The sequence below is a fragment of the Roseovarius sp. EL26 genome, assembly GCF_900327775.1.
GTDB lineage: Bacteria > Pseudomonadota > Alphaproteobacteria > Rhodobacterales > Rhodobacteraceae > Roseovarius.
On the sequence record NZ_OUMZ01000005.1, the window covers coordinates 290,644 to 314,477 of the forward strand.

24 protein-coding genes are annotated in these 23,834 nt (G+C 53.6%); 12 read left to right on the top strand and 12 right to left on the bottom strand.

Features of this window, described 5'->3' with window-relative positions; genetic code table 11:
- The first annotated feature begins 11 nt into the window (after positions 1 to 11).
- Both D9A02_RS03300 and D9A02_RS03305 read left to right on the top strand, forming a co-directional pair.
- Positions 12 to 794, top strand: coding sequence for a succinate dehydrogenase iron-sulfur subunit (locus D9A02_RS03300; RefSeq protein WP_120499545.1), 783 nt, complete (start codon positions 12 to 14; stop codon positions 792 to 794).
- A 92-nt stretch (positions 795 to 886) separates the two neighbouring features.
- On the top strand, positions 887 to 2,524 hold the full coding sequence (locus D9A02_RS03305) for an FAD-binding dehydrogenase (RefSeq protein ID WP_120499546.1): 1,638 nt from the start codon (positions 887 to 889) through the stop codon (positions 2,522 to 2,524).
- Here the strand turns inward: D9A02_RS03305 and D9A02_RS03310 are convergent.
- Positions 2,521 to 3,387 (bottom strand): DMT family transporter, encoded by an 867-nt coding sequence (locus tag D9A02_RS03310; protein WP_120499547.1) that lies wholly within the window; start codon positions 3,385 to 3,387, stop codon positions 2,521 to 2,523. The genes D9A02_RS03305 and D9A02_RS03310 overlap by 4 nt on opposite strands.
- A 148-nt stretch (positions 3,388 to 3,535) precedes the next feature.
- On the opposite strand from D9A02_RS03310, the gene creD reads away from it, so the two are divergent.
- Complete coding sequence (creD, locus tag D9A02_RS03315; protein WP_120499548.1) at positions 3,536 to 4,978, top strand: cell envelope integrity protein CreD; 1,443 nt, start codon at positions 3,536 to 3,538, stop codon at positions 4,976 to 4,978.
- Positions 4,979 to 5,033: 55 nt separating this feature from the next.
- Here creD and D9A02_RS03320 read toward each other — a convergent pair whose 3' ends face one another.
- On the bottom strand, positions 5,034 to 5,573 hold the full coding sequence (locus D9A02_RS03320) for an adenine phosphoribosyltransferase (RefSeq protein ID WP_120499549.1): 540 nt from the start codon (positions 5,571 to 5,573) through the stop codon (positions 5,034 to 5,036).
- 63 nt (positions 5,574 to 5,636) lie between these two features.
- A complete protein-coding gene (locus tag D9A02_RS03325; RefSeq protein WP_120499550.1) occupies positions 5,637 to 6,266 on the bottom strand; it encodes a LysE family translocator in 630 nt (209 codons plus the stop codon).
- A 324-nt stretch (positions 6,267 to 6,590) separates the two neighbouring features.
- On the opposite strand from D9A02_RS03325, the gene D9A02_RS03330 reads away from it, so the two are divergent.
- The gene (locus D9A02_RS03330; protein WP_120499551.1) at positions 6,591 to 7,304 is read left to right on the top strand and encodes a hypothetical protein; all 714 of its coding nucleotides are present in this window, start codon (positions 6,591 to 6,593) and stop codon (positions 7,302 to 7,304) included.
- A 57-nt stretch (positions 7,305 to 7,361) separates the two neighbouring features.
- Here the strand turns inward: D9A02_RS03330 and D9A02_RS03335 are convergent, their stop codons facing one another.
- Together D9A02_RS03335 and D9A02_RS03340 are read right to left on the bottom strand one after the other, a co-directional pair.
- The gene (locus tag D9A02_RS03335) at positions 7,362 to 8,234 is read right to left on the bottom strand and encodes an S-methyl-5'-thioadenosine phosphorylase (protein WP_120499552.1); all 873 of its coding nucleotides are present in this window, start codon (positions 8,232 to 8,234) and stop codon (positions 7,362 to 7,364) included.
- 94 nt (positions 8,235 to 8,328) lie between these two features.
- Positions 8,329 to 8,514 (bottom strand): hypothetical protein, encoded by a 186-nt coding sequence (locus D9A02_RS03340; RefSeq protein ID WP_120499553.1) that lies wholly within the window; start codon positions 8,512 to 8,514, stop codon positions 8,329 to 8,331.
- Positions 8,515 to 8,810: 296 nt separating this feature from the next.
- Between D9A02_RS03340 and D9A02_RS19320 the strand changes: the two genes are divergently transcribed.
- Positions 8,811 to 9,398, top strand: coding sequence for an AAA family ATPase (locus tag D9A02_RS19320; RefSeq protein ID WP_216824940.1), 588 nt, complete (start codon positions 8,811 to 8,813; stop codon positions 9,396 to 9,398).
- The gene (locus D9A02_RS03345) at positions 9,293 to 10,636 is read left to right on the top strand and encodes an ATP-binding protein (RefSeq protein WP_216824941.1); all 1,344 of its coding nucleotides are present in this window, start codon (positions 9,293 to 9,295) and stop codon (positions 10,634 to 10,636) included. The genes D9A02_RS19320 and D9A02_RS03345 overlap by 106 nt, the downstream gene beginning before the upstream one ends.
- A 294-nt stretch (positions 10,637 to 10,930) precedes the next feature.
- On the opposite strand, the gene rlmN is transcribed toward D9A02_RS03345, so the two are convergent.
- A complete protein-coding gene (gene rlmN, locus D9A02_RS03350; RefSeq protein ID WP_120499554.1) occupies positions 10,931 to 12,112 on the bottom strand; it encodes a 23S rRNA (adenine(2503)-C(2))-methyltransferase RlmN in 1,182 nt (393 codons plus the stop codon).
- A 167-nt stretch (positions 12,113 to 12,279) separates the two neighbouring features.
- Between rlmN and D9A02_RS03355 the strand changes: the two genes are divergently transcribed.
- The 3 genes from D9A02_RS03355 (at position 12,280) to phbB (ending at position 15,337) form a co-directional block, all read left to right on the top strand.
- Positions 12,280 to 13,119, top strand: coding sequence for an EAL domain-containing protein (locus D9A02_RS03355; RefSeq protein WP_120499555.1), 840 nt, complete (start codon positions 12,280 to 12,282; stop codon positions 13,117 to 13,119).
- 129 nt (positions 13,120 to 13,248) lie between these two features.
- Positions 13,249 to 14,424 (top strand): acetyl-CoA C-acetyltransferase, encoded by a 1,176-nt coding sequence (locus D9A02_RS03360; protein WP_120499556.1) that lies wholly within the window; start codon positions 13,249 to 13,251, stop codon positions 14,422 to 14,424.
- A gap of 190 nt (positions 14,425 to 14,614) precedes the next feature.
- Positions 14,615 to 15,337: an acetoacetyl-CoA reductase gene (phbB, locus tag D9A02_RS03365; protein ID WP_120499557.1), complete on the top strand. Its 723-nt coding sequence runs from the start codon at positions 14,615 to 14,617 to the stop codon at positions 15,335 to 15,337.
- 58 nt (positions 15,338 to 15,395) lie between these two features.
- On the opposite strand, the gene D9A02_RS03370 is transcribed toward phbB, so the two are convergent.
- The 3 genes from D9A02_RS03370 to D9A02_RS03380 all read right to left on the bottom strand — a co-directional run bounded on the left by D9A02_RS03370 (position 15,396) and on the right by D9A02_RS03380 (position 16,657).
- Positions 15,396 to 15,566 (bottom strand): YdcH family protein, encoded by a 171-nt coding sequence (locus D9A02_RS03370; protein WP_120499558.1) that lies wholly within the window; start codon positions 15,564 to 15,566, stop codon positions 15,396 to 15,398.
- Between the two features lie 103 nt (positions 15,567 to 15,669).
- Entirely contained in the window at positions 15,670 to 16,449 is a 780-nt protein-coding gene (locus D9A02_RS03375) for a tRNA1(Val) (adenine(37)-N6)-methyltransferase (protein WP_120499559.1), read from the bottom strand.
- Entirely contained in the window at positions 16,442 to 16,657 is a 216-nt protein-coding gene (locus D9A02_RS03380) for a DUF2007 domain-containing protein (RefSeq protein WP_120499560.1), read from the bottom strand. Before D9A02_RS03380 ends, D9A02_RS03375 begins: the two co-directional genes overlap by 8 nt.
- Positions 16,658 to 16,712: 55 nt before the next feature.
- On the opposite strand from D9A02_RS03380, the gene D9A02_RS03385 reads away from it, so the two are divergent.
- Positions 16,713 to 17,717: a polyprenyl synthetase family protein gene (locus D9A02_RS03385; RefSeq protein ID WP_120499561.1), complete on the top strand. Its 1,005-nt coding sequence runs from the start codon at positions 16,713 to 16,715 to the stop codon at positions 17,715 to 17,717.
- Here the strand turns inward: D9A02_RS03385 and D9A02_RS03390 are convergent.
- The 3 genes from D9A02_RS03390 to D9A02_RS03400 all read right to left on the bottom strand — a co-directional run bounded on the left by D9A02_RS03390 (position 17,710) and on the right by D9A02_RS03400 (position 21,992).
- On the bottom strand, positions 17,710 to 18,537 hold the full coding sequence (locus D9A02_RS03390; protein ID WP_120499562.1) for a 4-(cytidine 5'-diphospho)-2-C-methyl-D-erythritol kinase: 828 nt from the start codon (positions 18,535 to 18,537) through the stop codon (positions 17,710 to 17,712). The two genes, D9A02_RS03385 and D9A02_RS03390, sit on opposite strands and share 8 nt — an antisense overlap.
- Entirely contained in the window at positions 18,524 to 20,239 is a 1,716-nt protein-coding gene (locus D9A02_RS03395; protein ID WP_254054532.1) for a tetratricopeptide repeat protein, read from the bottom strand. Before D9A02_RS03395 ends, D9A02_RS03390 begins: the two co-directional genes overlap by 14 nt.
- Positions 20,240 to 20,345: 106 nt before the next feature.
- Positions 20,346 to 21,992 carry an electron transfer flavoprotein-ubiquinone oxidoreductase gene (locus D9A02_RS03400; protein ID WP_120499887.1) on the bottom strand — a complete coding sequence of 549 codons (1,647 nt, stop codon included), beginning with the start codon at positions 21,990 to 21,992 and terminating at the stop codon, positions 20,346 to 20,348.
- A gap of 269 nt (positions 21,993 to 22,261) precedes the next feature.
- Here D9A02_RS03400 and greA point away from each other — a divergent pair, with 269 nt between their 5' ends.
- Both greA and D9A02_RS03410 read left to right on the top strand, forming a co-directional pair.
- Positions 22,262 to 22,732 carry a transcription elongation factor GreA gene (greA, locus tag D9A02_RS03405; protein ID WP_120499563.1) on the top strand — a complete coding sequence of 157 codons (471 nt, stop codon included), beginning with the start codon at positions 22,262 to 22,264 and terminating at the stop codon, positions 22,730 to 22,732.
- Between the two features lie 15 nt (positions 22,733 to 22,747).
- The gene (locus D9A02_RS03410) at positions 22,748 to 23,767 is read left to right on the top strand and encodes a hypothetical protein (RefSeq protein ID WP_120499564.1); all 1,020 of its coding nucleotides are present in this window, start codon (positions 22,748 to 22,750) and stop codon (positions 23,765 to 23,767) included.
- Positions 23,768 to 23,834 lie beyond the last annotated feature (67 nt).

Sequence of the window (23,834 nt, forward strand, 5' to 3'; positions counted from 1 at the left end):
AGGAGACGGCAATGGTTCAACTCACACTCCCTAAAAATTCCCGTATGGTCGCGGGCAAGACGTGGCCCAAACCCGAAGGCGTCTCAAACGCGCGCAAATTTCAGATCTATCGCTGGAATCCGGACGATGGTCAGAACCCGCGGGTCGATACCTATTTTGTCGATATGGACAATTGCGGGCCGATGATTCTGGACGCGCTGATCAAGATCAAGAACGAGATTGATCCGACGCTGACTTTCCGCCGGTCGTGCCGCGAGGGGATCTGTGGATCTTGCGCGATGAACATCGATGGGATCAACACACTGGCCTGTATTTACGGTATGGACGAGGTGCGTGGCGATACGGTCAAGATTTATCCGCTACCGCACATGCCTGTGGTCAAGGATCTGATCCCGGATCTGACGCATTTCTATGCGCAGCATGCCAGCATCATGCCGTGGTTGGAAACCAAGACCAATCGCCCGGCCAAGGAATGGAAGCAATCCATTGAGGACCGCGAGAAGCTGGATGGCCTGTATGAATGTGTGATGTGCGCAAGTTGCTCAACATCCTGCCCTAGCTACTGGTGGAATGGCGACAAATATCTTGGGCCTGCCGCGCTGTTGCATGCGTATCGCTGGATCATCGACAGTCGCGATGAGGCGACAGGAGAGCGCTTGGATTATCTGGAAGACCCGTTCAAGCTTTACCGTTGTCACACCATCATGAACTGCTCCAAGACTTGCCCGAAGGGTTTGAACCCCGCCAAGTCGATTGCGCAGATCAAAAAGATGATGGTCGATCGGGCGGTCTGAGGCAGGTTTTGAATTTGATCAAAATTCTGACGTAGGGTTTCGGTTTCTGCCCTGTTCGTTCACACCTACCTTCCGTGCAAGGAGGATCGGGCATGGATGAAGTCATTATTGTTGGTGGTGGATTGGCTGGATTGGCGGCCGCGCATGAGGCAACCAAGCGCGGACGCCGCGTTGTATTGATTGATCAGGAAGGGCCGCAGTCCCTAGGTGGGCAGGCGTTCTGGTCATTGGGCGGCTTGTTCATGATCGACACACCTGAGCAGCGCCGGATGGGTATCCGTGACAGTCGCGAGCTGGCCGAGGTCGATTGGATGGGCAGTGCCCAGTTTGACCGCCCCGAAGATGAAAACCCCCGCAAATGCGCGCAGGCTTATCTGGATTTTGCCGCTGGCCCGATGCGCAGCTATCTGTATGATATCGGTCTGCGCTGGTTCCCGATTGTGGGCTGGGCTGAACGTGGCGGCAGCTATGCCAATGGGCATGGCAATTCAGTGCCCCGGTTCCATGTCACCTGGGGTACGGGCACAGGTGTGGTTGCGCCGTTTGTGAAACTGGCAAAAGAAGCTGAAGCCGCAGGATTGTTGCGGTTCGCACATCGCCACAAGGTGACCAGCCTTGAGGTCACGAATGGACGGGCAAGCGGTGTGAAAGGCGATATTCTGGCTGATGACGATGCTGTGCGCGGGGCCTCCACCAATCGTGAGGTTGTGGGACAGTTTGAGTTTTCTGGTGAAAGCGTAATCGTCACCTCAGGCGGCATTGGTGGCGACCACGACAAAGTGCGCGCGCTCTGGCCGACCGATCGATTGGGGCCTGCGCCGAAGAAGATGGTCGCGGGTGTTCCGGATTATGTCGACGGTCAGATGCAGCAGGCGGCCAAAGAGGCCGGGGCCGGTGCGATTAACGAAGACCGCATGTGGCATTACACCGAAGGTCTGGAAAACTGGGACCCGATCTGGCCCAAACACGGCATTCGCATTCTGCCGGGTCCGTCGTCGATGTGGTTTGATGCCAATGGCGACCGGATGGAGGCCCCATGTTTACCGGGGTTTGATACGCTTGGGACGCTCAAGCGTATTCTGTCTACTGGGCATGAGCACAGCTGGTTTGTTCTGACGCAGAAGATCATTGAAAAAGAGTTCGCCTTGTCTGGTAGCGAGCAAAACCCGGACCTGACCAACGCCACTTGGGCCGGCGTTTTGAAGGAACGGCTGGGCAAGGGCGCGACCCGTGCGGTTGAGGCCTTCAAAGAACATGGCGCGGACTTTGTTGTGGCTGATGACTTTGATACGCTGGTCGAGGGGATGAACAAGATCACCCCGGATGTGCCGGTGGACGGTGCCAAATTGCGGGTGCAGATCGAGGCGCGGGATTCCCAGCTGGAGAATGAGTTTGCCAAGGACGCGCAGATCATCGCGATCCGGCAGGCACGGGCTTACCGCGGCGATAAGCTGATCCGAACGGCTAAGCCGCATGCCATACTAGATCGGAAAAACGGGCCTCTGATTGCCGTGCGCCTGAATATTTTGACACGTAAATCATTGGGTGGGTTGCACACCAATGTTCAGGGTCAGGTGCTGCGCCCGGATGGCACGGTGTTTGAGGGATTGTATGCTGCGGGAGAGGTCGCAGGCTTTGGCGGTGGTGGTTATCACGGCTACAACGCGCTTGAAGGGTCCTTCCTAGGGGGCTGCATCTTCTCTGGCCGCGCTGCTGGGCAAGAGGCTTAACTGTTTTTGTCGAACATGATGACGGCGACGCCAGCAATGACAATGGCACCGCCGATCATGACATGCAGGCTGAGGCTTTCGCCAAGGAAGATCACCGCGCCAGCGACGGAAAACAGTGGCAGCAGTAACAGAAATGGTGCGACCTGTCCTACCGGGTTGCGCCGCACCAGCGTATACCAGATGCCATAGCCCAGCGCGGTCATGATCAGCCCCATGTAAAACGCAGCGCCCCAGACCACCCAAGTGGCGCTGGTGACGGCGGCGATGTGATCCGTTTCAAAGATCAACGACATGATCAGCAATTGCGGGGCTGCCATGACCGCAATCCATGCGGTGACTGTGAGCCCGTCGATGTCACGCAGGGCACGGATCATCACCTGCCCCACGGCCCAGACTGCCGCCCCTCCGACTACCATCAGGACTGAGCCCCATGCCGCAGCGATTTTTGGTGCGCCGCTGATCTGCCAGACCCCGAAAAAGGCTAACCCGATGCCGAGCCATTTGAGCCAGCTGGTTTTTTCCTTGAGAGCAATGACGCCGAAGAGGGTTAAAAAGGGTACCTCAAGCTGTACGATTAACGCGGCTGCCGAGGCATCAAGGTTTTTCAGACCGGTGTAGGTCAGGCTGTATTGCACTGCAGCGGAGATGAAGGCAATCAATGCCAGCATTTTCAGATGCGCGATTGGCGGGCGCACAAACCAGACCAGTGCCAGGGCTGTGATTGAAAACCGCATTGCCATTAGTAGGATCGGGGGGAAATGTGTGATTGCAGCCTTGGCAAAAACCATGCCCATGCCCCAGGTTAGAGCCACGCAAACACCAAGGAGCGCATCGCGCAGGCTAAGTTTAGGGACAGTTGTCATGCTCCCAAAGGGCCACGGTCTTGTGGGCTAATCTGTTCTGTTCCCGACAAAATTGGCGATTTGCGCAAAAACTGCTGAACTTCGACGTAAGCCCTGCAATCGGGTTGGGCATGAAGGGGTATCAAAAGCAGTAAGAAGGTAATTCCCGATGCACAAATCCCCCGGATACAGATTTTTCATATTGGCGGTGCTGGTCGTACTCATGACCATCCCGGTGTTCTTTGTCGGTAGCATCATTGATGCTCGTGCCGACTATAACCGGCAGACGCGCAGCGAGATTGGCTATGAATGGGGCGGGCGACAACAATTGAGCGGCCCGGTTCTGGTGATTCCGGTGCAAAAAACGATCCGCGTGCGCGACAAGATCGAAATCTTGGATCCGGTCACGGGACAACAGATGACGGATGATAATGATAAACCGCTCTTTCGTTACAAGGATGTCGAACGCACCTATCAACAGGATCCGGTTTTTATCTACCCGGACGATCTGAAGGTTGATGTTGAAAGCCAGACACAAGAGCGTCGCCGGGGAATTTTCACCGTACCGGTCTATAGCGCGCAGGCCGATATGCAATTTGACTTTCCATATGAGAAAGCAACCGAGGTGTTAAAGGGCAAAGAGGTTCTGATCTGGGATAAGGCTGAAGTGCGGTTTCATGTGTCTTCAAACCGGGCGCTGAGGGGCGCAACAGAGCTCTTGGCAGATGACGCGGCCCTGCCTCTGGAACCTTTTGCAAGCAGTAGCCATGGCAAAGGTGGGGTCATGGCTTTGACCGGTGATCCACGAGAGCATGAAGCGTTTAAGTTAACGCTGGGCTTGAACGGGACAGAGGCTTTGGATTTCACGCCAGTGGGTCGTACAAGTGAAATAAAAGTCACCAGCGATTGGGCACACCCCGAATTCAGAGGCAGCTTTCTACCAGATGGGCATGAGGTCTCTGAGGCGGGATTTACTGCCAATTGGACCATCCCGCATCTGGCGCGTAGCTTGCCACAGGTGTCGCGCGAAGACACCGACGAGGCCGCCCGTAGCGGCAGTGGCTTTGGTGTTGGATTTTACCAGCCGAATGATTTTTACCAAAAAGCTTACCGCGCGGCACGCTACGGTATGTTGTTCATTGGCCTGACGTTTCTGACGATCTTTCTGGTCGAAGGGGCCGCCACCCGTCCGACACACCCGGTGCAGTACATTCTGGTGGGTCTGTCGCAGTCGGCCTTCTTTCTGCTCATGCTGGCCCTGTCTGAACAGATCGGATTTGCCATGGCTTATCTGTTGTCGGCAGGGGCGACGGTGGGATTGATCACGTGCTTTGGGGCAGTGGCATTGCGGTTGGGCAAGCGGGCGCTGGTGCTTGGGTTGGCGCAGGCGGTGCTTTATGCGGTGATGTATCTGATCCTGCGCAGTGCGGATTATGCGTTACTGGCGGGCTCAATTCTGCTGTTCGCTGCCATCGCGGGCACGATGTTTGCTACCCGGAATGAGGATTGGTACGGCGATCCAGAAAAACAAACCAAAAGCGGTTGGTGGCGCAAAAAAGATCTGACGCGGCCTGTGGTGCAACATCCAACACCGCAAACGTCGACTGAATAAGGGTTGGTATAAACCGGGGCCATCTGCGTGACGCGGGTGGCCCTTTTCGTTTCAGTTACAAACCGTCAAAATCACACAGGGTGTGAACTGACATGCCCATGTCTTCCAGCCGTTGGCGACCACCTAGCTCGGGTAGGTCAACCACAAAGGCGCAGCCGGTGATTTCCCCGCCAAGGCGTTCGATCAGTTTGATGCCAGCGGTTGCGGTGCCGCCCGTGGCCAGCAGATCATCCACCACCAGAACCCGTTCGCCGGGTTGGATTGCGTCGGTGTGAATTTCGACCACAGCCTTGCCGTATTCCAGCGTGTAAGCCTCGGACAGGACATCACCGGGCAGTTTGCCCTGTTTGCGCACGGGGACAAAGCCAACCGACAGCTGGTGCGCCACCGCGCCACCCAGAATAAACCCTCGCGCCTCTAGCCCAACAACCTTGTCAATCCGTTGACCAACAAAAGGGTGAACCAATTGATCCACCGCCATGCGAAACCCACGCGGGTCTGAGAATAGCGTCGTCACATCGCGAAAGATGATGCCTTCGTGCGGGAAATCTGGAATGTTCCGGATATAATCGCTGACGGTTTTTGTGTTTGGCATGATCGTACTCGCTTTGAAAAATCGTACCTGATGTGGCGGAAAACGAGGTTGTTTTCAAGGAAATTAACTTGTCCGCCGCAGGGTTGCCGTCATCAGACCCATGGCTATCAAGGCCACGCCGCCGCTGCGGGTGAGCCATGTTAGTACCGAAGGACGACGGATGGTTTGGCGCAGTTTGTCGGCCAGTAGGGCATACGACAGCGTGTTAATAGCAGCTAATGTGACGAAGGTCGCAATCAAGATGGCAAACTGTGGCAGCAGGGGCGAATTCACCGTTATGAACTGCGGTACGAAAGCGATAAAAAATGCGATGGATTTAGGGTTCAGTGCGGTCACGGCAGCGGTGTGCCAGAACACGCTGCGACCGGTGATTTCGCGATCGGACACGTTGGCCTCCAATCCCTTGCTTGGGGCGCTGCGCAATAGTTTGATGCCGAGGTAGACCAGATAGATCGCGCCGGCCCATTTGAGCGCGGTGAACAATGTGGCTGAAGCGAGCACCAGCGCACCGAGCCCCATCAAGGAGGCTGCCATAGCCACCAGATCCCCAAAGGCCACACCTGTTGCGCTGGCCACTGCGACCGTCCGCCCCTTGCTGAGCGCGTAGCTGAGTACAAGCAAAACCGTTGGACCGGGGATCAAAAGAAGTGCAGTTGAGGCGGCAACAAAGGCGAGCCAGAGTTCAAGGGGCATGGCCGAATCCTTCACATTGAGAATTGCGAAAAAGGAATCACAAAACCTACCTAGGTTAAAGCCCTAATCAGGTGCTGAAATTTGGAATGCAGCAGAGCTCAATATTCCTTTGGGTTGAGGAGATTAGTGTGAAATCTCCCGAGAGATTCGCCTTTTTTGCGGTTTTATGTTATTTTTATCTCTTATTATTTTATTCAGAAACCATTTTAGGAGAATTTTTATGAGACCCTTTTTTGCTGGCTTATTGGCTATATTTTTGAGCTTTGCGTCACTAACACATGCGCAATCTTGCCCTGATGATTATGAGAATTGTGGATTTGGGCTATGTTGTCCAAAACCGGTGCAGCTATGAATGTCGTTGATCTTTGGAATGCAGCTCGGTCGCGCTCACATTACCTGATTTATTTAGGCTCGGCCGTGGCTTTAGTCGCCTTAATCACTCCTGTGCTACTTGATGCAGACGAGGCTGACTTGCGATATGATCGGCAAAGTATCGTTGGAAACCGTGTAAACTTGCCTACACCAGGTGACGCGTACATTTATGATCACAACGAAGCACGGATTTTACCGCGTAAGCTTTGCAAATTTGAAGTGAGTGATACAGAAAATCCAATCGCTACTGTATCCTTCAAGGGAATAAATGATTGGGGGCGAGGGGTTAATGGCGCCATGTCTCAAGTTGGGCAGCTTGTAGGTGAGAAGATCTTGGCTGGCATGCAGGTTAATGGTGCCGTGAATGAATGGGCTTTCACTAAGCAGTTTAGAACAAGCAGCGATGGGGCAAAATTCAATCCTGAGTGTGTTGGCAAGGTGCTTGAGCTGATGCGGAGTTCAGATCAATCCGTGCTTATTGTCGATACCGTATATTATCACAACGAAAATCCAGAAGACGTGAAAATGGTGCAACTCTCTAAGTCAAATATTGTACCTGCCGATTGCGGACTAGCCTGTAGTAATTCAGTTGAATTGAATAAATTATTGGATGTCGGATGGATTACCCGTCAGAAGGCAAAATGGGATTTAGTTCGTATCCAATGAGATCAAATACCTGTGCACGTAAGCTGCACCATAGATTTGGTGAATACTGGACAGTGTTTATATAACCCTTCCGGCAACGGCATCCAGTTTAGTCAAAACATCTGGGTCGCGTTTGTCGGGGGCCGTTAGTATCGCAAACTCCAGCGCGCGGTCGCAGCCGTGGGGGCAGGGCGCGCGCTCGGTGCCTAGCAGCGCAGGCAGACGGCTGATCATGGAACGGGCTTTGTCGGCGTTGCCGGTCAGCGTAGCGATGATCTGGGCGACATCCACCTCGCCATGGTCGGGGTGCCAGCTGTCGTAGTCGGTGACCATGGCCACGCTGGCATAGCATAGCTCGGCCTCGCGGGCGAGTTTGGCCTCGGGCATGTTGGTCATGCCGATGACATCACAGCCCCAGCTTTCGCGGTACATCTTGGATTCAGCAAGGGTGGAAAACTGCGGGCCTTCCATGGCCAGATAGGTGCCGCCATGATGCACGGTGATGCCTGCGGCTTTGGCGGCAACTTCACAGGCATCACTCAGCCGGGGGCATGTCGGATGGGCGACGCTGACATGGGCGACGCAGCCGGGGCCAAAGAAGGATTTTTCGCGGGCAAAAGTGCGGTCGATGAACTGATCGACGATGACAAAATCGCCGGGGGCCATTTCTTCGCGGAAGGATCCGCAGGCGCTGACGCTGATCACGTCGGTGACACCAAGGCGCTTTAAGGCGTCGATATTGGCGCGGTAAGGAACAGAAGTGGGGCTGTGGATATGCCCGCGCCCGTGGCGGGGCAGGAAGACCATTTTTACGCCGTCCAGCGTGCCGGTCAAAAGCTGATCAGAGGGGGCGCCCCATGGGGTGTCTACCGTGACCCATTCCGGATTTTGCAACCCGTCGATGTCATAAACGCCAGAACCACCGATGACCCCGATAACTGTATTACCCATGTGTTTATTTCCTCTGCCTTGACGCCTGTATCATGTCTACGCGGCGGCTGCAGAATTGGAAATGGCAATCTGATGGGATTGCCTTTGGTCGTGCTTAATTCAGACGGACAAGGCGTTTGAGGCCGAAAAGCGGTGTCACAAAAGTGCCCTCGCGGTAATCGCGGATGGCATAACCATAACCACGCAGGCGGTGCTTCCACTCGCGGTCTGACACCGCCAGCTCGCGCTCGCGCTGTACCAGTTCAAAAACGTCTTTGTCCATATAATCGGTCGTTTGCATGTTCTTGGTCCCTAAAGGATGGTCTTCTTCATCCTGCCAAGCTGAACCGACCTTGTGGCGATATTAGAGACAGTCTGTGGTCAAATCTGGGCTTGTTTATGATCTGGGGACAGTTGGGATGGAGGGAATGTGGCGATCATAGAGGAACGCAAATAATTCTAGTTTGACGTTCAGTAGGAAATTCCGATAAACGCCTTGTGGTGGTTAGTGCATGTACATTTACAATTTATGATAAGTGAGTGAACATTTGTGAACCGACAATTATTGAAGCGATTCCACATAAGTTTAGGTTGTAAATGAAGCTAATAGCACTCGAACTAGAAAATTACCGAGCATATCAAGATAGGACTCGAGTTGAGTTCTCAGATCTTACAACGCTCATCGGAAAAAATGATATTGGTAAGTCTACTATCATCGAAGCACTGGAAGTTTTTTTCAATAATGAAATTGTTAAAATTGATAACTCCGATGCATGTGTCAGATCCAAAAGCAATACTGTCACCATCTCTTGCGAGTTTTCAGATTTCCCCGAGGCGATTGACCTTGACGCAGGGGCGTCGACCTCCCTTGCAGACGAGTACCTTTTAACTACGGTCGGCACGCTAAAGATAGAAAAGGTATTTGATTGCTCCAAAACGAAGCCAGCTGAAAGAGTCTATGTTGTCTGCGAACATCCCACAGCTAAAGGCTTCTCCGACCTGCTTGATCTAAAGGAAAAGGATCTGCAGGCAAAGGTAAAGGAGATGAAACTTGATGTGCCATTGAAGGAAACCCCGGAATGCGTCGGGCAATCTGGGAAAATGTTGCGGACTTGGAGTGTACAACCCGGCGATTGGAGCTTGGAAAAGGTAAGGAAGATGGAAAGAGGGTTTGGGATAAACTAGAAAGCTATCTGCCTATCTTCGCGTTATTTCAAAGTGACCGAGCCAGTAAAGACAGCGATGACGAAGTGCAAAACCCGTTAAAAGGAGCAATCAAAGCAGCAATTGCCGAAGCCGCCATTCAAATTCGACAAATTGAGGCGTTAGTCAAAGAAAAATCCGAAGAGATTGCAAGGCTAATTCACGCAGCGCTTATGGAAATCGACCCCAAATTAGCTGGGTCTCTAAGTCCTATCTACAAACCACCACTGAGTTCTAAGTGGGCCGGACTTTTTTCAATTGGGATGGAAACGAACAACGGCATTGCTCTTAACAAGCGAGGAAGCGGCGTGCGCCGAATGATCTTGGTAAGTTTCTTCAAGGCGGAAGCTGAGAGGCGGCTGAACAATTCTGACAAGTCCAACATCATTTACGCAATTGAAGAGCCCGAAACATCACAGCACCCAGACAATCAGCGGGTATTGTTGAATGCTTTTCTCGATTTGTCGGCACTGCCTGGTTGCCAAGTGTTACTCACGACACATAGCCCGGGACTGGCTGCTGACTTACCAGCCGATAGCATTCGATTCATTTCTTCAAATACGCAGGATGATACGCCTACGATCAGCAAAGGAGTAGATGTGTTTGAAGAAGTAGCTTCAGTATTGGGTCTAGTTCCAGACAACAGAGTCAAAGCGTTGGTTTGCGTTGAGGGATACACGGACGTTGCAGTATTTAAGAAACTTAGCGGCATTATGCATGAGAAGAGTAATGCGTTTCCTGATCTCCAAAATGACCCAAGGTTCGCTTTTATCGTACTTGGCGGCAGTAGCCTCAAGCACTGGGTAAATAACAACTACTTAAGACCATTGAATCTGCCTGAGGCACATGTTTACGATGCCGATGTGCCAGCATATCAAACTTCAGTTGACGCTGTGAATGCCCGCGGCGATGGTTCTTGGGCTGCCTTGACAGAGAAGCATGAAATTGAATGCTATCTACATCCAGGTGCTATTCAAGATGCTTTTGGTTTCACTTGCGATGTCGTGGACATGCCGGGAGAAAATGCGCCAAGTGTTCCGAGATCGTTTGCATTGCGTTGGCATGAGATGGCGGGATTTGATGGAGTGCCCAAAGATTCGAAGGCTAAAGAGAAGCTCATGCAGGCGTTTGACTATAGGACTTATGAGCGTTTGGAGGAACGAGGAGCAGTCGGCGAAGTCGAAGGTTGGATGGTAAAACTGGCAAGAATGGTAAACTGACGCTACAGCTTTTCCTGATCGTATCTATAAGTCACACCTTCGCAACCTCAGCTAAAGTTTACGTTGTCGAGCCGCACAGCGTCGGGCCGGGGTGCGGCGAGGTGAGGGGGCAATCTTGTGGTTTATGGTGGCCAAGTCCGCGGGGCCTCTCGGACTTGCGCTTGGGGGGGCCAAATCGCCGTGCCCGGGGGCGGCCCGGCGATGCGCGGCGGCCTGATGGCCTTGATTCCGCGCGGGTGTGATGCAGGGCTGTTAGTCTAAGTTTGGTGTACGGTCAGGCCAAGCGGTTCGGGCTTAAAGCCCGGCTTCGGCCTCGATGGCTTTGCGGGATTTACGAGCCCGCTCAGTCGCTGATTTCAGCTGTCCGCAGGCGGCCATGATGTCTTCCCCTCGTGGGGTGCGGACGGGGCTGGCGTAGCCGGCGTTGTAGACGATATCCGAGAACTTCTTGATCCGGTCCTTGGTGCTGCGTTCATACGGGGAGCCGGGCCATTCGTTGAACGGGATCAGGTTGATCTTGGCGGGGATGCCTTTGATCAGTTGCACCAGTTGGCGGGCATCCTCATCACTGTCATTCACGTCCTTGAGCATGACATATTCAAAGGTAATACGCTCTGAGTTCGACAGCTTTGGGTAGGCGCGCAGGGCGTCTAGCAGGGCGGCGATGTTCCAGCGCTTGTTGATTGGAACCAGCTTGTCGCGCACCTCGTCCGTGGTGGCATGAAAGCTGACCGCCAGCATACAGCCAATTTCATCGGCGGTTTTGGCGATCTCTGGCACAACGCCGCTGGTCGACAAGGTGATGCGGCGGCGTGACAGGCTGATGCCTTCGCCGTCCATCGCGATGTTCATCGCGTCGCGGACGTTGTCGAAATTATAAAGCGGCTCGCCCATGCCCATAAGGACAATGTTGGACAGGCGGCGTGGCCCGTTATCTGCGGTTGACTGACCCGGCTCTGGCCATTCATCCAGATCATCGCGGGCCATCATCACCTGACCGATGATTTCACCGGCTGTCAGGTTGCGGACCAGTTTTTGCGTGCCTGTGTGGCAGAAAGAACATGTCAGGGTGCAGCCCACTTGCGAGCTGATGCACAGCGTGCCGCGATCTGTTTCAGGGATATAGACCACCTCGACCTCATGACCGCCAGCGATGCGCACCAGATATTTGCGCGTGCCATCCGTGCTGATCTGACGGCTGACCACTTCGGGGATTTCGACGACAAATTTCTCAGCCAGCTCTGCGCGGTAGGCTTTGCTGAGGTTTGTCATCTCGGCAAAATCACGTACGCCCCACTGATAAATCCACTGCCAGATCTGGTTGACCCGCATCTTGGCTTGTTTTTCAGGGGTGCCATTTTCGATCAACACCTCGCGCAGGCGCGCGCGCGTCAAACCAACAAGGTTCATCGGCCCATCAGGCAGTTTGCGGGGGATGGTCAGAACATCCTGAGTGATCGGAGCTGTGTTGGTCATTTTGCACGTCTTTTTAGTCAGATGTGCCTCCATATAGTATTCTTTCGCTGAATCCAAAGAATTCTGTGAAAAATCGATTTGAGGATTGGATTCAAAGCTCTGGCTGGAATTAAGGGTTCTTTAGCCTCAATCGGCAAAGCTGTTCTTGTCCACAGATGGAGAATCAGATGGGGCGAGACAAAGCGAAATGGACTGGCATATCTGCAGGGCATGAGACGCCGTTGGATTATGCGGTATCGAAACGGGATAAAGATGTGATCGATATGGTTGATCAGGCGGTTCGTCACAAACAAGTGCGGCTGGCCTATCAGTCGATCGTTCCGGTTGGTCGGCATGATCGACCTGCGTTTTATGAGGGGTTGATCAGAGTTCTGGACGCAACCGGGCGGGTCATTCCCGCGGCCGAATTTATCAACGAGATCGAAACCACCGAAACCGGTCGTATGATCGATTGCCTGGCGTTGGAAAAAGGCATTCAGACACTGACACAATATCCGGGCTTGCGATTGTCGGTGAATATGTCGGCACGCTCAATTGGCTATCCACGCTGGATGAAGGTCCTGAGGCAGGGTCTGAAAAAGGACCCATCTTTGGCAGAACGATTGATTTTAGAGATCACAGAGCGTTCCGCGATGTTGGTGCCGGAACTGGTCATCAATTTTATGCAGGATTTGCAACAACAGGGGGTCAGCTTTGCACTGGATGATTTCGGGGCCGGTTTTACGTCATTTCGTTATCTCAAGAACTTCTATTTTGATGTGTTGAAGATTGAGGGGCAGTTCATTCGGGGGATCGCTGAAGACCCCGATAATCAAGTGCTGGCCGCAGCATTGATCGCTATCGGGCGGCAGTTTGATATGGTCACGGTTGCCGAAAATGTCGAAACGGCGGCCGATGTTGCGTATCTGGAGACGATTGGTGTGGATTGTTTGCAAGGATATTACTTTGGCGCCCCAACCATCCAGCCACCATGGGTACAGTCGACAGAGAAGAAAGCGAAAGGCTGACGTGCGACATCGGACCAGTTGCCGCATTGCGGCAACTAGGCTATGCCTTCGGTGATGGCAGAGTCTTTTGGCCGTGCGGGTGTCGCAAATCCAGGGGATTCTGAGGAATAAACCTTGGTGGAGGACTCTATGACAAACGTTGTTATTGCATCGGCAGCCCGGACGGCTGTTGGTTCATTCGGTGGCTCTTTTGCCAATACGGCCGCGCATGATTTGGGCGCGACGGTATTGGAAGCGATCGTTGAACGCGCTGGTGTCGAAAAAGGCGAAGTTTCAGAAACGATTTTGGGTCAGGTATTGACCGCCGGTCAGGGGCAAAACCCGGCCCGTCAGGCGCATATCAATGCGGGCTTGCCTGTCGAAAGTTCGGCTTGGGGGCTCAACCAAGTGTGTGGTTCTGGCCTGCGCGCTGTCGCGCTGGGTGCGCAGCACATCCAATTGGGTGATGCGAGCGTTGTCGCCGCCGGTGGTCAGGAAAACATGACCCTGTCCCCCCATGTTGCGCATCTGCGTGCCGGGCACAAAATGGGCGACATGAAATACATCGATTCGATGATCCGCGATGGGCTGTGGGATGCCTTCAACGGGTACCACATGGGCCAAACTGCAGAAAACGTTGCCGACCAGTGGCAGATCACTCGTGATATGCAGGATGCATTTGCGGTTGCGAGCCAAAATAAAGCGGAAGCTGCTCAAAAGGCAGGGAAATTTGCCGACGAAATCACACCGTTTACTGTGAAAACGCGTAAAGGTGATATCATTGTCGATCAGGATGAATACATCCGCCACGGTGCAAATCTGGAAGCTATGCAAAAGATGCGCCCTGCCTTTGCCAAAGAAGGCTCTGTGACGGCTGCGAACGCGTCGGGTCTCAATGATGGTGCGGCGGCTGTGTTGCTGATGTCGGCTGATAATGCCGCGCAACGTGGCATCAAGCCATTGGCGCGTATTGCCTCTTATGCGACAGCGGGTCTTGACCCATCGATCATGGGTGTTGGCCCTATTCACGCGAGTCGCAAAGCACTGGAAAAAGCAGGTTGGTCGGTAGACGATCTGGATCTGGTTGAAGCGAACGAAGCCTTTGCTGCACAAGCCTGCGCCGTGAACAAGGACATGGGTTGGAACCCGGATATCGTTAACGTCAACGGCGGGGCGATTGCTATTGGTCACCCGATCGGTGCCTCGGGCTGTCGTGTCTTGAACACGCTGTTGTTCGAAATGCAGCGCCGTGACGCGAAGAAGGGTCTTGCAACTCTGTGCATCGGTGGCGGTATGGGCGTCGCGATGTGTCTTGAACGCCCCTGATTTATTGCGCGCGAATCGCACTTGATTGGGGCGTCTGAATAGGCGCCCCTTTTTCGTAAAGGAAACTAACTGAGCGAAAATTCGCGAAAATCTGCTGCGGTGCGGCAAATTGCATGCGTAATATTATTGCTCATTTGGTTGTTGAATAGTAATAGAGTTACCAACGCATTTTGCCATATTGGAGGATTTCATGGCTCGAACAGCACTTGTTACCGGCGGTTCCCGCGGGATTGGCGCAGCAATTTCCAAAGCGCTGAAAGCCGAAGGCTATAACGTTGCCGCGACCTATGCCGGCAATGACGAAGCCGCTGCTAATTTCACAGCAGAAACCGGCATCAGCACCTACAAATGGAACGTAGCTGACTATGATGAAAGCGCAGCAGGGATCGCCAAGGTCGAAGCAGAAGTTGGCCCTATCGATATCGTCGTTGCGAACGCTGGCATCACCCGTGATGCGCCATTCCACAAAATGACACCTGAGCAATGGCATCAGGTCATCGATACGAACCTGACAGGTGTTTTCAACACTGTTCATCCTGTCTGGCCCGGCATGCGCGAGCGCAAATTTGGCCGCGTCATTGTGATCAGCTCGATCAATGGTCAAAAAGGCCAATTCGCGCAGGTGAACTATGCCGCGACCAAAGCGGGGGATCTGGGTATTGTGAAATCTCTGGCACAAGAGGGCGCGCGCGCGGGCATCACGGCTAACGCGATCTGCCCGGGCTACATCGCTACTGAAATGGTTATGGCCGTGCCTGAGAAAGTACGCGACAGCATCATCAGCCAAATCCCGGCTGGCCGTCTAGGCGAGCCTGAAGAGATTGCGCGTTGCGTTGCCTTCCTGGCTTCAGAAGATTCGCAATTTATCAACGGTTCAACCATCTCGGCGAACGGTGCGCAATTCTTCGTATAATTCGTACGAGAAGAAAATAAAGAGGCCAGTCAATTGACCGGCCTCTTTATTGTGAAGATTAAGCGTCGACCGAAAGTCGTTCGATTTCTTCTTTCAATCGCAGCTTTTGTTTCTTGAGCTCTGAAATTTCCAGATCATTTGTTCCGGGGGCGCGTTGCGCGTCTTCAACCTGTTCTGAGAGGACGTGGTGTTTCTTTTTCAATTCCTGAACATGTGAACTCAAGCTCATCAGCGATCTCCTGTCAAAATTTTATAACAAACCAAGTGCACCACAAATTTATCCATCTGTCACGCTGCGGGCGCAGCATCGGCGCAAAAATGTTGTGCGGATTTTAAACTTTAACTTCACCCAAAGGCATTGGTTGGCCTTCGCGCAGCACGCAAGATGTTGCTTTGCTGTGGTTTTCGCGGTCACCATCATGGTGGCTACCGTCATGTAAAACCCAACCATCGCGCAAGCAGAAGGCCGCGCGCCCGCCTTTGCGCCCCTGCACTAAAACAAGCCGTGCGGGTTTCCCAGGACGGGGAATCAACGGTAATACCGTCACCCCGCCAAGGTGCTTTGCCATCTGGGTCAGCAGTTCGGGCAGGCGATCTGCCCGTTGGATGAAGGTGACCGTACCTTTGGGCTTGGTCCGTTTGGCGGCCTGTTCGACCCAAGTTGCCAGCGGCGTATCCTCACCCATAGCGGTTTCGCGCCCGGTGTCAGGGGCCTTGGTGCTATTTGCGCGCAGAAAATAAGGCGGATTGGCTAACACATGGTCAAATTGCTGCTGTTTGAGGCCCTTGGGCGGTTGCGCCAGATCTCCAGTCTCGAGCTGTAGTTCCAGATTGTTCTCCGTGGCATTGCGTTGTGCCAGCGCCGCATATCTGGGTTGTAGCTCCAGACCAGAAAGTGCTGTGCCTTGCACTCTGTGCCCGAGGCAGAGGATTGCGACGCCAGCACCACAGCCCAATTCCAGCACGCTATCGCCGACGCGCGCGGGTACGCTGGCGGCCAAAAGAACTGCATCCATGCCAGACCGGTATCCCTGCCGGGGTTGATAAAATTTAAGTCGACCGCCCAAAAAGTCGTTCTGACTTATTTCAGCTTGGGACCAGAGGTCAGCCATCGGTTGCAATTCCATTGTCAATCATAGCCTGAAGGGCCCGCTCGTAGTCACGAGGGGCAACCATCAACCGGCGCGGAAAGACACCAATTGAACCTTCTAGGATGCTCATATTTACGTCGATTTCAAAGCAGTCTATACCCTCGCCTTGAAGCAGTGCCTTGGCAAAGGCAATCGACGTAGAATCATTTGTGCGCAGAAGCTGTTTCATGAGGATGACTAAAAGGCACCGGTTCAAAAATGTCGAGCCGCGTGACAGGTGTGTGATGGAACTTGAGCAGGCCATAGCGAAGAAGCCGCATGAAGAGCTGGCGCGACATCTGTCGGGCAAGATGGATGCGGTTAACCAACTGATCCAGACGCGTATGGCGTCCCGCCACGCCCCTCGTATCCCTGAGGTTACGGCGCATCTGGTTGGGGCAGGTGGCAAACGTTTACGGCCATTGATGACACTCGCCGCGGCCGACCTGTGTGGATACACAGGGGAATATGATGTGCATTTAGCCGCCACGGTTGAATTCATCCACACCGCGACATTGCTGCATGATGATGTGGTCGATGAAAGCGCAAAACGTCGCGGACGCCCGACTGCTAATCTGTTGTGGGATAACAAGTCTAGCGTCCTGGTGGGCGACTATTTGTTTTCACGCTCTTTCCAGTTGATGGTTGAAACGGGATCACTGCGGGTTCTGGATATTTTGGCCAATGCTTCGGCCACAATCGCCGAGGGTGAAGTCCTGCAGCTGACTGCGGCGCAAGACCTGCGCACGGACGAATCAATTTACCTACAGGTTGTGCGGGGCAAGACCGCAGCGTTGTTTTCAGCCGCCACTGAAGTGGGCGGTGTAATTGCTGAGGCCCCAGAGGACCAGATCAAGGCGCTGTATGACTATGGTGATGCTTTGGGTATTGCCTTTCAGATTGTTGATGATCTGTTGGATTATCAAGGTCAAAGCCAGAAAACGGGCAAGAATGTTGGGGACGATTTTCGGGAACGGAAGTTGACCTTACCATTGATCAAGGCCGTGGCAGATGCCTCTGATACAGAGCGTGCCTTTTGGCAGCGCACGATTGAAAAAGGTGACCAACGGGATGGCGATTTGGAGCATGCGCTTGTATTGCTGCGCAAACACGATGCGTTGGAGCGTACACGCAAAGATGCCTTGAGCTGGACGGCGGAGGCAAAAACTGCGATGGCGGCTCTACCAGAGAATCCAGTTCGCGATATGCTGTCAGATTTGGCTGACTTTGTGGTGTCGCGCGTTAGCTAAGCTTGGTTGCAACGATCCACCAGTTTTGATGGGCGGTTTGCAAGCTTTGTACGGCACGTTGTGCGGCGGCCTCATCATTGTAGAGCCCAAAACAAGTGGCACCTGAACCGGACATGCGGGCGATCTGACAGCCGGCTGTCTGTGCGATCGCACTCAACACATCCTGGATAACAGGTTGGGCCTGTATGGCCGCTGCCTCCAGATCATTGCGCGTGGTTCTTAGAAAGGTGATGCAGTCGCTGGAGTTTTTGAAACCCGGCAGAACCGAAGGCATTGCCGTGTTCTGAGTGCTTTCCAACTTTGGGAAGATCGTCTTGGTTTCGATCGCGACGTTCGGATTGATCATAACAGCATGTAACGTTGGGAAATTTGCGATGGATTTGATTACATTGCCAATTCCACGCATCCGTGCGGCCTTTGCTACAAGACAGACTGGAACATCAGCGCCCAGTACAGCGCTGTCTTTGGGCAAGGGGGTGTTGCCAAGCTGTGCCAGAACTTTCAGGGATGCTGCCGCGTCACTGGATCCACCGCCGATTCCGGCGGCGTGGGGCAGCCGTTTCTCCAGGTGGATTTTTGCCGGGACGCCGATCAAGGCCGCCGCGCGTAACACAAGGTTTCTATCGTCGGTGGGGACACCTTCGGACATCGGACCGGAGACAGTCAGCGACGCTTGAGTGGCACTCTCAACTGTCAGCCGGTCACCGATGTCGGCGAAAACAACCAATGAATCGAGCATGTGATAGCCATCCGGTCGCCGGTCGGTGACGTGCAGGGTCAGGTTGATCTTGGCGGGTGCAAATGCCTCAATCTGCGTCATTTACAGCGGCAAGCGGTTCGGCACCTTCTTCGGCCAGAACTTCATCTAGGCCAACCTCCAGTTTGCGCCGGATACGGTCGGGATCAATGTCAGGCGAAGGCTTATCTTCGTCATAGAATGACAGGGCGCGACTCCATTGGAATTCGGCTTCAGTCTTGCGGTCAACCGCCCACAGAACATCCCCCAAGTGGTCATTCAGGACTGGGTCGACCGGTTCGAGTTCAGCGGCGCGTTCCATGTGGCCGATGGCCTCTTCATAGCGGCCCAGACGGTACAGTACCCAGCCTAGGCTATCGACGATATAGCCGCTGTCAGGGCGGGCTTTGACGGCACGTTCGATCATGTCGAGGGCTTCATCAAAATTGACGCGCTTTTCCACCATTGTGTAGCCCAGATAATTTAACACATCAGGTTGCTCTGGGTTAATCTCTAGTGCTTTGCGAAAATCGGCTTCGGCCTTTTCCCAATGTCCTAGCCGCTCTTGGGAAATGCCCCGGACATAGTAGACAAACCATTGTTGGGTTCCGAGTTCATCGTAAATTTCAATGGCTTGGTCATAAGCATCAGCCGCTTCTGAAAACTGCTCTTGCTGGCGATGCAGATCGCCGGTTGAAACATGTACCAGCGGCAGCTCTGCGTGGCTTTCGCTTAGTTGTGTCAGGACTTCGATTGCAGCATCGGGTTTCTCTGAGCGGCGCAATGCATCAGCACGGCCCAGTTCGGCTACGAAAAACGACGGATGATTTCGCGGAACAGATTTATACGCAGCGGTTGCCAGATCATATTGGCGCAAAGATTCAAGCAGTTCCGCAGACAGGATGATCGCGTCAATATGGTCAGGTTTAAGTGCCTGAGCTGCGCGCGAATAAAACAGTGTGTAGCTTTCACCTGAATCCACAGCCAAGGCCTGTCCGAGGGAATAGAACACCTCGGCGAGCCCTTCCATTGGACTATGGATCAGGGAAAATGGGATGCTCTCACCTTCTGCAAGGCTGGCGCGTAGGGCGGTGATTTCAGGGTCGCGGTTGTTGCCAAATGCGGCATTAAGCTTTTCAATCGCCTCTTCATTGCGGTCCAGCTGGCTGAGGATTTGCGACCATGCAATCATTCCGCGACGAGTGTTTTGAACCGGACCTAGATCAGCGCCCGAGAAAATTTGATCAGCACTTTCGAAATCGCCTACCGAAGCCAATGCCAGCGCTTTGTGATACAGAACGAAGTTCTTGACGCCGCGCTGTTTGGCCACCTCATCAAACTTGGCCTGTGCCGCACTCATGTCGCCTAAGCCAAGATGCGCCCATGCCACCATCAAACCATCTGCCAGATCGCCAATGCCACGTTCGTCATTGGCACGTTTGATCAGTGCTTCATAATCACCACTTTGGGCATCCGCAGCAGTTAGAACAATATTGGCCACCTGGCTTCGCAATCCCGCCGCTTCGATCGCCTGCGCCATTGGCAAGGCGTTATCCAACTGACCTAGGCGAAGGTAGGCTGCTGCCGCACTTTCCAGAACCGCTGGATTTGCAGGGTCTCGGGTGAGGACTTCGGAAAAATAGCGCGCTTCAGCAGAATAGTCGCTGTTGTAACGTGCTTGCTGCGCAGCCAGATATGCCCCGACACTATCTTCTGCAGTGGCGGGGAATGCGAGGCCTTGCAGGCCAGAGATCAGGGTAATGGTGAGAAAAGGTTTCAAGCGCACGCGGACGGCCTCATTATGATTTCTGAACAAAGGTAATATGTGACACCGGCCAAAGCAATGCGGGGCGCTCAATTGAGCGCCCCGCAAGCTGATTTTCACCAAGATTTTACATGTTGGGATAATTTGGACCGTCGCCACCCTGCGGCGTGACCCATGTGATGTTCTGGCTTGGGTCTTTGATGTCGCAGGTTTTGCAGTGCACGCAGTTCTGGAAGTTAACTACGAACTCTGGTCCATTTTCATTTTCCACGATCTCATACACACCAGCGGGGCAGTAGCGTTGCGCCGGTTCTGCGTATTTCGGCAGGTTGACCGAAATCGGCGTGGTGGCATCAGCCAGTTGCAGATGCACAGGTTGGCTTTCTTCGTGGTTGGTCATCGAGAAGCTGACGTTGGTCAGGCGATCAAAGCTGATTTTACCATCGGGTTTTGGATAATCGATTGGCTTGTGCTTTGAGGCTTCCTCGGTCGCTTCGGCATCGGTCTTGCCGTGCTTGACCGTACCCAGCAAGGAAAAGCCCAGCGTGTTGGTCCACATGTCCATTGCACCCAAGGTCAACGACGCCAACAGGCCGTACTTTGACCACAGCGGCTTGACGTTGCGCACTTTTTTGAGGTCTTTGCCGATGGCGCCGGTACGGACCTCCGACTCATACTCATTCAGCTCATCACTGGAACGACCACCTTCGATTGCAGCATGTGCTGCTTCAGCTGCGGCCATGCCGGACAGCATGGCATTATGGTTACCTTTGATGCGCGGCACGTTGACCATGCCAACCGAACAACCCAGCAGGGCCACGCCGGGTGCAACCATCTTGGGCATCGACTGGTATCCGCCCTCAGAAATTGCACGTGCGCCGTAAGCCACACGTTTGCCGCCTTTCAGCAGCTCTTCGATCATTGGGTGATGTTTGAAGCGCTGGAATTCCATGTAAGGGAACAGGTGTGGATTTTTGTAGTTCAGGTGAACCACAAAGCCGACATAGACCTGATTGTTTTCCAGATGGTATACGAACGAACCGCCGCCAGCGTTTGAACCAAGAGGCCAGCCCATAGTGTGGGTCACAGTGCCTTCTTTGTGTTTGGCTGGGTCGATCTCCCAGATCTCTTTCATGCCGATGCCGAATTTCTGCGGCTCTTTGCCGTCAGACAGGTTGTATTTGGCGATTACTTCTTTCGAGAGGCTGCCACGCACACCTTCCGACAAGAAGACGTATTTCCCGTGCAGTTCCATGCCGGGCTCGTAAGAGGGGCCTGGGGTGCCGTCAGCGTTTTTGCCAAACTCACCGGCGACGACGCCTTTGATCTCGCCGTTTTCGCCATAGATCAGTTCGGAACAGGCCATGCCGGGGAAAATTTCAACACCCAACTCTTCGGCTTGTTCTGCCATCCAGCGGCAGACGTTGCCCATCGACACGATATAGTTGCCGTGGTTGTTCATCAGCGGCGGCATGGGGAAGTTCGGAATGCGGATCTGCCCCGCTTCACCAAGCATGTAGAAGTTGTCGACTTTGACAGGCGTGTTCAGCGGTGCGCCCTTTTCCTTCCAGTCGGGAATCAGAGCGTCAAGACCACAAGGGTCCAGCACCGCACCTGATAGAATATGCGCGCCAACTTCAGAGCCTTTTTCCAAAACGACGACTTCGCGTTCGGGGTTCAGCTGTTTGAGGCGGATCGCTGCGCTCAGGCCCGCCGGGCCGGCACCAACGATGACCACATCGTATTCCATGGCTTCGCGTTCGATCTCGGACATTACTCCAAATCCTTTCTCAGGGCGTGCCGGCATTCCGGCTGGCAATAAAGTTGCGCTGTGGTAGCGCGCAGTGAAGCATATCGTCAATTGAAAGATGAGGCTAAATACGGCAGAAAACGGCATTTTGACGCGTATCAGAAGCAGATTGCACGCAACGTTACCATCCTCTATTGCATTCGCTGTTTCGCTTAGGGCAATCTGGCGCGAAGATTTGTGAATGAATGATGTGCCGCAGTCAGGCGGTAAGGACATAAAAGGGGGCGCTCAAAATGGAAAAAATTCCGATGACCCATAAGGGTTATTCTGAGCTTGAAGTCGAGTTGAAGAAACTGAAATCAGAGGAACGTCCGGCGATCATTCGTGCCATTGCCGAGGCGCGTGAGCACGGCGATCTGTCCGAGAATGCCGAATATCACTCGGCCAAGGAAAAACAGTCGTTCATCGAAGGCCGGATCAAAGAGCTGGAGGGCGTCATCAGCCTTGCAGATGTGATTGATACCGCCAGCCTGAAAGGCGCGATCAAATTTGGCGCGACCGTAACACTGGTAGACGAAGACACAGATGCAGAGAAAACCTATCAGATCGTAGGTGAATATGAGGCCAGCATCGAAAATGGGCTTTTGAACATCAAATCGCCGATTGCTCGCGCCCTGATCGGCAAAGAAGAGGGCGATAGTGTTGAAGTGCGTACGCCGGGTGGCGAAAAATCTTATGAAGTGCTAAAGGTTGCCTATATTTGATTTAGGCAAAAAAACATGTCGGACCGGCCTGAGACTTCCCCGACGTCGTTGGGAATTTATGACAAATTGAGCAAGGCTCGGATCACCGGAGTGGAGGTGATCGCCCTTGTGTTATCTGTTCTGTGGCTGAGCGCTGCAGGGCTTTTCTTTCTGTTGATTCCTTCAAGCGATGCAACCGGATCGTCCGGTAATTTGCTGCAATTTGTCATGACGATGTTGGCAATTTTTCTACCGTTAGCCATGATATGGGTGGCAGCTGTAGCGGCGCGATCTTCGCGTGTGATGCGTGAAGAGAGTAAGCGCCTGCAATCTGCCATTGATGCTATTCGCCAAGCATATGTGACGCAAAATCAAACACGTAACACTGTTTCAGAGGCCTCGGTTGCGCGTAAGTTGGACGAAATTGCAGCGGCGCAGCGCAAGACAGAAACGGCGATTGCAACCTTTTCGACCTCTCGCGGGTCGGCGGCGGTTTTTAAACCTCGTGCAACGATGGTGGCGACCGGTGGAAAAGAAGATCAGGCGGCTTTGCCTTTGGGTACAAGTGCCGAAGATATTCTGCCGCCATTGGAGCGGAAAGACTTTATCCGGGCGCTGAATTTTCCGGAGACGGTGAATGACAAGGAAGGGTTTGCGGCTTTGCGCCGGGCGCTGAAAGATCGTTCGGCCTCGCAGCTGATTCAGGCGTCTCAGGACGTGCTGACGCTGTTGTCACAAGAAGGCATTTATATGGATGACCTACGCCCGGATATGGCACGGCCCGAGGTTTGGCGCCGGTTCGCCGAAGGAGAACGAGGGCGTGCAATTGCTACACTTGGTGGGGTTCGGGACCGCTCATCTTTGGCCCTGGCAGGGGCAAGAATGCGCAATGATGGGATCTTTCGGGACGCAGCGCATCATTTCTTGCGCCGGTTTGATGCGATGTTTGCCCAATTCGCGGAAACGGCAACAGATACAGAGATTTCCGAACTGGCTGACACACGGACAGCACGCGCCTTTATGTTGTTGGGCCGTGTGGCCGGAACGTTTAACTAATTGGTAACGAGTCGATAACCTGTTGCAGCTACAAACCTTTTCGGCAATGATGCCGGACTGAGGGGAG